The organism is Paraburkholderia sp. (genome assembly GCF_035501035.1).
Classification (GTDB): Bacteria; Pseudomonadota; Gammaproteobacteria; order Burkholderiales; family Burkholderiaceae; genus Paraburkholderia.
Genome location: NZ_DATJWR010000363.1, coordinates 1 through 5730, shown reverse-complemented (window position 1 = coordinate 5730; position 5730 = coordinate 1). Strand labels below are relative to the sequence as shown.

Here is a 5730-nt window from a genome sequence, read left to right as displayed (position 1 = left end):
CCCGTTTCGCGCATCGTCTTGATGACGGAGTCGAGCGAGACATAATGCGCGCCGTCGCCGCGCAGGGCCATGCGCGCGGCGTTGACGGCCTTCACCGAGGCCATGGCGTTGCGTTCGATGCAGGGAATCTGCACCATGCCGCCCACGGGGTCGCAGGTGAGGCCGAGATTGTGCTCCATGCCGATTTCGGCGGCGTTTTCCACTTGCTGCGGCGTGCCGCCCATCACGGCTGCGAGCGCGCCCGCGGCCATCGAACACGCCACGCCCACTTCGCCCTGACAGCCCACTTCCGCGCCAGAGATCGACGCGTTGAGCTTGTACAGAATGCCGATCGCCGCGGCCGTGAGCAGGAAGTCGATCACGCCCTGCTCGTTCGCGCCGGGCGTGAAGCGCACATAGTAGTGCAGCACAGCGGGGATGATGCCGGCCGCGCCATTGGTCGGCGCGGTCACGACGCGCCCGCCCGCGGCGTTCTCCTCGTTCACGGCGATCGCGTAGAGGTTGATCCAGTCGATCATCGAAAGCGGGTCTTGCAGCGCGCGCTCGGGGTTGCCGGTGAGCGCGCGGTAGAGCTGCGCCGCGCGGCGCTTGACGGCGAAGGGGCCGGGCAGCGTGCCGTCGGCGTCGGGATTGTTGATGCCGCAGCCGCGTGAAACGCACGACTGCATCACGTCCCAGATGCGCAGGAGTCCTGAGCGAATCGCGTCGTCGCTGTGCCAGACGCGCTCGTTCTCGAGCATCAGCTGCGCGATGCTCTTGCCCGTCGAGACGCACAGTTCGAGCATTTCGGCCCCGGTGCGAAACGGATGCGGCAACTGCTCGGCGGCGGAGAGCACCTTGGTGTTCGCCGCGCCCGCCGTGACGACGAAGCCGCCGCCCACCGAGAGATAGGTGCTTTCGCGCAGCGTTTCGCCGTTGCCGTCGAGCGCGCGCAGCTTCATGCCGTTCGGGTGCTCGGGCAGCGCCTGGCGATAGAACGCGACGTGCTCTTTCGGCACGAACGCAATGGCGTGATGGCCGAGCAGCGAGAGCAGGCGCGATTTGCGCACGGCTTCGAGGCGCTCGTTGATGGTGTCGGGGTCGACCGTGTCGGGCGCGTCGCCCATCAGGCCGAGCATCACGCCGCGGTCGGTGCCGTGGCCCTTGCCGGTCGCGCCGAGCGAGCCGTACAGCTCGACCTTCACGCTGACGGTGCGCGCGAGCAGGCCGTCGCGCTCGAGTCCTTCCGCGAACATCAGCGCGGCCCGCATCGGCCCGACCGTGTGCGAGCTCGAAGGCCCGATGCCGATTTTGAAGAGGTCGAAAACGCTTACTGCCATGGGGACTGCTCCTGCTTGTCTGACGGGGTTGGGTAGGGATGCCGCGCCTTCGCGACACGCATTTGACACATTGCGTGAGCGCGCCGCCGCCGCAACCCTCGCGCGCGTTTCAGCGCGCCGGCAACGGCAGACAGACGGCTAGCCACGCGGGCGGCGTGGGCGCGAGTTTCAGCGCGATCGGCGTAAAGCGGCCGTCGAGGCGCGCTGCCAGGTGAAACAGCTCGGCGGCGTTCTTCGGGTCCCACTGGCCGGTGAAGCCGGGCAAACCCGCTTCGCGCCGCTTCGCGTCGAACGGCACGTCCGAATGCACGAATTCCTCGTGTGTCTTCTGGCCGAGCGCGTAAGGCGTGAGCCAGTCGAGCGCCGCCGCGAGCGAAGCGCCGTTGGCCGCGCGCTCGGGCAGCCAGTTGCGGTTGTGGCGACGCGCGGCGAGCGCGGCGGTCACGAGCGGCTGCAGATCGTAGGTCACGTAATGCAGCGCGTCGCGCTCGTTGAAATCGAGCGTCGAGCCGTCGGGTGCGATGTTGTCGCCGATGTGTTCGAGAAAGAGTCGCTGCGCCGTGGCGATCATCTTCCGGTTGTCGAGCGTGAACGCGATCATCGCGATCAGTTTGACCCGATGGCTCTGCCAGTTGTTTGCAAAACTGCCCTTGAGCGGGCGCGGCTGCGCGTCGATCTGCGCGATATAGCCGTTCGCGAAGCCGTTCAGGAACTGCATCGTCGCGTTGCGCGTTTTCACGGGCAGCGCGCTCGCGGTCATGTCGTAGGCGAGAATCAGCCCCTCGAAACGCGTTTCGTCGATGGGATTGAAGCTCGGCTTGTATGTGGTGACCCACGCGAGCAGAAAGCGGTCCACGAGCTTCAGAAAGCGGTCGTCGCTCGTCGCGCGCCACGCGAGCGCGGCGTTGCGCATGAGATCGAGCTCCTGCGCGGCCTCCACACTTTGATCGTAGATGTCCTCGTGCGGCAGCGTGCCCTCGGTATGGAGCCTTGGCAGCGGCCGCGGCACGTCGTTCACGTGCGCCTGCACTTCGGCCACGAGCGCCTTCACGCCCGGGTCGGCGTTGGTGCGCTCGCTCGATTGCAGCGCGGGAGCCGCGCAGAAGTTCATGGCCGCGTGCGCCGCGCCGGTGAAGGTGGCGCAGGCGAGCGCCAGCGCGGCAGCAAGACGTTGCGGGCGGCCGAGCACACCGCCGCGCGCCTGCCGGGTCGAGGTCCCTGGGGCCGGGCGGATCGCGTTCCGCTTCGGGGCCCGCAGCGAATCCCGCAGTGAATCCATTCGCACCTTCCGCGCCATGCGCGACTCCCTGATTCAAGGCTGACAGGTGTGTGATGTTAGCGGTTTGCGGCGGCAAATGTGAGGGGGATGAGCGCCGCTGCGTCGACTAAAGAGGACGCAGCGGCGCGGCGGCCGGCTTATTCGCCGGCGGTCTGATCGGCATATTCACCGATCGGTACGCACGAGCAGAACAGGTTGCGGTCGCCATAGGCGTTGTCGGCGCGGCCGACCGGCGGCCAGTACTTGCGCGCGACGAGCGACGCGACCGGATACGCGGCCTGCTCGCGCGAGTAGGCGTGCTTCCAGTCGTCGTCGATCACGACGGCGGCCGTGTGCGGCGCATGGCGCAGCGGGTTGTCTTCCTTGTCCGCACGGCCTTCTTCCACGGCGCGGATTTCGTCGCGGATCGCCACCATCGCGTCGATGAAGCGGTCCAGTTCCTCCTTCGACTCCGACTCGGTCGGCTCGACCATCAGCGTGCCCGGCACCGGGAAGCTCATGGTCGGCGCGTGGAAGCCGTAGTCCATCAGGCGCTTGGCCACGTCGTCCACGGTGATGCCGCTTGCGTCCTTGATGGGGCGCAGGTCGAGAATGCACTCGTGCGCGACGAGCCCGCCCGGCCCGCTGTAGAGCACCGGGAAGTGCGGCGCGAGCTTGTTCGCGACGTAGTTCGCGTTGAGGATCGCGGTTTCGGTCGCGGCGGTGAGGTTGGCCGCGCCCATCATGGCGATGTACATCCACGAGATCGGCAGGATCGAGGCCGAGCCGTAGGGCGCCGCGCTCACGGCGCCAATGCCGTGATCGTCGCGCTTGTAGCCGCTCGAAAGCTGGTTCGGCAGGAATTGCGCGAGGTGTGCGCCCACGGCCACGGGACCTACGCCCGGGCCGCCACCGCCGTGCGGAATGCAGAAGGTCTTGTGCAGGTTCAGGTGCGAGACGTCGCCGCCGAACTGGCCCGGCGCCGCGAGGCCGACCATCGCGTTCATGTTCGCGCCGTCCACGTACACCTGGCCGCCGTGCGCATGCACGATCTCGCAGACTTCGCGCACGTTTTGCTCGAACACGCCGTGCGTGGACGGGTACGTGATCATGATCGCCGCGAGCTTCGCCGCGTGCTGTTCGGCGCGAGCCTTCAGGTCGGCGAGATCGACGTTGCCTTGCGCGTCGCAGGCGACCACGACGACCTGCATGCCGGCCATTTGCGCCGATGCGGGGTTCGTGCCGTGCGCCGAAGCGGGAATCAGGCAGACGTTGCGGTGGCCTTCGCCGCGCGAGGCGTGATACGCCTGAATGATGAGCAGGCCCGCGTACTCGCCCTGCGAGCCCGCGTTCGGCTGCAGCGAGACGGCGGCGTAGCCGGTTGCGGCCACGAGCATCTGTTCGAGCTGATCGACCATCTCGCGATAGCCGACCGTCTGCTCGGCAGGCGCGAACGGGTGGATGCGGCCGAACTCGGGCCACGTGACCGGCAGCATTTCCGAAGTCGCGTTCAGCTTCATCGTGCACGAGCCGAGCGGAATCATCGAGCGGTCGAGCGCGAGATCCTTGTCGGAGAGGCTGCGCAGGTAGCGCAGCATTTCCGTTTCCGAATGGTGACGGTTGAAGACCGGATGCGTGAGGTAGGCGCTTTCGCGCACGAGCGCGGCCGGGAACGACACGTCGCCCGCTTGCGTGAGCGCGGCGTCGAGCGCGTCGAGCGAAGGCGCCTCGCTCGCGAATGCGGCTTGCGCGAACACCGCGAGCAGATCGGCGAGATCGCCGCGCGTGGTGGTTTCGTCGACGGCTACGCCCACGCGCGTTTCGCTCACGTGGCGCAGGTTCATGCCGCGCGCGAGCGCCGCGTCGTGCAGCGCCTGGGTGCGCGGGCCGGCTTCGAACGTGAGCGTATCGAAGAACGAGTCGTTCACGAGCGTATAGCCGAGCTGCTTCGCGCCTGCGGCCAGGATCGCGGCAATGCGGTTCACACGCTGCGCGATGCGCTTGAGACCCTGCGGGCCGTGGTAGACCGCGTACATGCTCGCCATGATCGCGAGCAGCGCCTGCGCCGTGCAGACGTTCGAGGTCGCCTTTTCGCGGCGGATGTGCTGTTCGCGCGTTTGCAGCGCGAGGCGCAGCGCGGGGTTGCCTTGCGCGTCGACGGTCACGCCGACGAGACGCCCCGGCATCTGGCGCTTGAATTCGTCCTTCACCGCGAGATACGCGGCGTGCGGGCCGCCGAAGCCCATCGGCACGCCAAAGCGCTGCGAGTTGCCCACGGCCACGTCCGCGCCCCATTCGCCCGGCGGCGTGAGCATGGTGAGCGAGAGCAGGTCGGCGGCGGCGATCACCGCGCCGCCGGCTGCGTGCACGGCTTGCGCCAGCGGGCGGTAGTCGCGCACGTCGCCGTTCGCGCCCGGATATTGCAGCAGCACGCCGAACGCGCCCGCCTGGGCTGCTTCGGCTGCGGGACCGACCTTCACCTCGATGCCGATCGGCTTCGCGCGCGTCTTCACGACTTCGATGGTTTGCGGCAGCACGTCGTCGGCCACAAAGAACACGTTCGACTTCGACTTGCCCACGCGTTGCACGAGCGTCATCGCTTCGGCGGCGGCCGTGGCCTCGTCGAGCAGCGAAGCGTTCGAGATCGCGAGGCCCGTCAGGTCGATGATCATCTGCTGGAAGTTCAGCAGGGCTTCGAGGCGGCCCTGCGAGATTTCCGGCTGGTACGGCGTGTACGCGGTGTACCACGCCGGGTTTTCGAGCACGTTGCGCAGGATGACGGCCGGCGTGTGCGTGTCGTAGTAGCCCTGCCCGATGTACGAGCGGAACACCTGGTTCTTGTCCGCGAGCGCGCGCAGGGCGGCGAGCGCCTCGGCTTCCGTGCGCGGCTGCGAGAACGGCCCGAGCGGCAGCGTCTCGGTGCGGCGGATCTGCGCCGGAATCACCGCATCGATCAGCGCGTCGCGCGAGGCGAAGCCGAGCGCGTCGAGCATCGCCTGCTGGTCGGCCGTGTCGGGGCCGATGTGGCGGGCAGCGAAGGCGTCGTGCGCTTCAAGCGCGGCAAGCGAGAGCGGGGAGTTCATCAGACGATCCGGGTGTTCGAGCTTCATAAGGGTTCCTGCGGGCGCGGGCGGCGAGATGCCTTCGCAAAAA

Annotated in this window: 3 protein-coding genes; all 3 read right to left on the bottom strand. The window is 67.9% G+C overall.

Annotated elements, in window-relative coordinates; translation table 11 throughout:
- On the bottom strand, positions 1 to 1319 hold a 1319-nt coding region (locus VMJ11_RS26445; RefSeq protein WP_325623294.1), incomplete at its 3' end, for an L-serine ammonia-lyase.
- A 109-nt stretch (positions 1320 to 1428) separates the two neighbouring features.
- Positions 1429 to 2616: an alginate lyase family protein gene (locus tag VMJ11_RS26440; RefSeq protein ID WP_414694476.1), complete on the bottom strand. Its 1188-nt coding sequence runs from the start codon at positions 2614 to 2616 to the stop codon at positions 1429 to 1431.
- 119 nt (positions 2617 to 2735) lie between these two features.
- Entirely contained in the window at positions 2736 to 5687 is a 2952-nt protein-coding gene (gene gcvP, locus VMJ11_RS26435) for an aminomethyl-transferring glycine dehydrogenase (protein ID WP_325623293.1), read from the bottom strand.
- Positions 5688 to 5730: the final 43 nt, after the last annotated feature.